At 71.8% G+C, this 2,058-nt stretch carries 1 protein-coding gene; it reads right to left on the reverse strand.

The window, feature by feature from the left end; translation table 11 throughout:
* Window positions 1–1,981, reverse strand: a 1,981-nt coding sequence (locus ACLQ28_RS34375) for an SDR family NAD(P)-dependent oxidoreductase (protein ID WP_425690424.1), incomplete at its 3' end; no start/stop codon positions are given.
* Window positions 1,982–2,058 lie beyond the last annotated feature (77 nt).

A 2,058-nucleotide genomic window follows, 5' to 3' on the forward strand; every position in this document is an offset into this window, starting at 1 on the left:
CCCAACCCCGATCAGCAGGAAACCCAGCGACAGCGTCAACGCCATCCACCACCAGCCGCCACAAACCCTCCGGCGAGGTCACACCACCCGGAAACCGGCACGCCATACCCACAATGGCGATCGGCTCGGCGGTCGTGGCCGCCTGCACCGCGGGTGCCGGGCCAGCGGATTCCCCGCCCGCGACCTCCTCCAGCAGGTGTTCGGCCAGTTCGGCCGGTGTCGGATAGTCGAAGATCAGGGTGGCCGGCAGGGTGCGGCGGGTGGCCGCGTTGAGCCGGTTACGCAGTTCGACGGCGGTCAGCGAGTCGAAGCCGAGCTCGCGGAACGTCAGCGCCGGTTGGACCCGGTCGGCGGAGGAGTGTCCAAGGACGGCAGCGACCTGTGACCGTACGAGATCAAGCACCAGATCCGGGCGGCCCGCGACCGGAACCCATGTCTCATCCGGTGGAGTCTCCGGGGAGGAAGCTGGGCGCAGCCGGGCGAACAGCGTGCTGGGGCGGGTCGCGGTAAAGAAGGGCAGGAAGCGGTCCCAGTCGAAGTCGGCGACGGTCACCTCGGTGTCGTCCGCGCTCAGCGCCCGGCCGAGGGCCTGCAGGGCTCGGTGCGGGTCCATAGGGCGCACGCCGCTGCGCCGTACTCGGTCGAGCACTGCGGGGTCGGTCGCTGCCATCCCGCTCTCGGACCACGGTCCCCAGGCGATCGACGTGGCGGGCAGCCCCGCCGCACGCCGCATCCGGGCCAGGCCGTCGAGGTAGGCGTTGGCCGCCGCGTAGTTGCCCTGGCCGGGACCGCCGACGGTGGCGGCGAGCGAGGAGAACAGCACGAACGCGTCGAGCTTCCGTTCCATGGTCAGCTCGTGGAGGTGGAACGCGGCGTCGGCCTTGGTGCGGAGTACCGCGTCGAGATCCGCGGCCGTCATCGAGGCCAGTACGCCGTCGGCGAGGACTCCGGCGGCGTGGAAGACCGCGGTGAGGCCGGGCAGGCCGGTCAGCACCTCGGCCAGCGCTGAACGGTCGGTCACGTCGCACGTCGCGAACGTGATCCGCGCCCCGAGTTCCTCCATGTCGGCCCGTAACTGGTCCGCGCCGGGCGCCCGGTCACCGGTGCGGCTGATGAGGACGAGGTGCTCCGCTCCCTGTCGGGCCAACCAGCGACTCAGCTGACCGCCGAGCGCCCCGGTGCCCCCGGTGACCAGAACGGTTCCGCGGGCGCGCCAGGGTGACGCGGCCGCAACCGGTGGGGCGTGCTCCAGGCGGCGGGCGAAGACACCTTCCGGGCGTACGGCGAGTTGGTCCTCACCGCCGTGGCCGGTGAGGAGGTCGAGCAGGTGGTGCGTAGCGACGGAGGTCGGTGCGGTCGGAAGGTCGATGAGGCCACCCCAGCGCTCGGGGTGCTCGAGCGCCGCCACTCGGCCCAGTCCCCACAGCGCCGTAGCGGCCGGGTCTGCGCCGGGTTCGCCGGGTACGGCCTGGACGCCTTCGGAGGTGACCATCCAGAGTGGGGCCGGCACGTCGGCGTCGCCGAGTGCCTGCAGGAGTACGACGGCATGCAGGAGGGACGGGGTGTGCCCTGGCAGGTAGAGGACGCCTAGGAAATCGCCGGCGGCGTGGGATGCGACGCGGAGGTGGCCGGCCAGGGCCTCGCGGTCGGCGGTTCCGGTCAGCCGGATCGGCGGGCATCCGTGCTCGGTGAGCGACTGTGTGATGGCGCTGGCCCAGGCGTCATCGGTGGCGGCGACGACCATCCAGGTGCCGGCCGGGGTTCGCGCCGGGGCGGGACGGTACGGCGTCCAGGCGACGCGGTAGCGCCATTCATCCACGCCCTGGTTACGCAGCCACGACGAGAGGAGTGGGAGGATCTCGGCGAGACGATCCTCGTCGGTGCCGAGCAGGCCGGCGAGCGCGGTGGCGTCCTCACGCGCTACGGCGTCCCAGAATCCGCTGTCACCGGGGCCGATGGTCGGGTGGTCCGGTGCCTCCAACCAGAAACGCTGGGTTTGGAAGGGGTAGGTGGGTAGGTCGTCGTGCGCTGGTGGGTTCGGCGGATACCACCGCACGG

The organism is Micromonospora sp. DT201, from assembly GCF_049841575.1.
Classification (GTDB): Bacteria; Actinomycetota; Actinomycetes; order Mycobacteriales; family Micromonosporaceae; genus Micromonospora.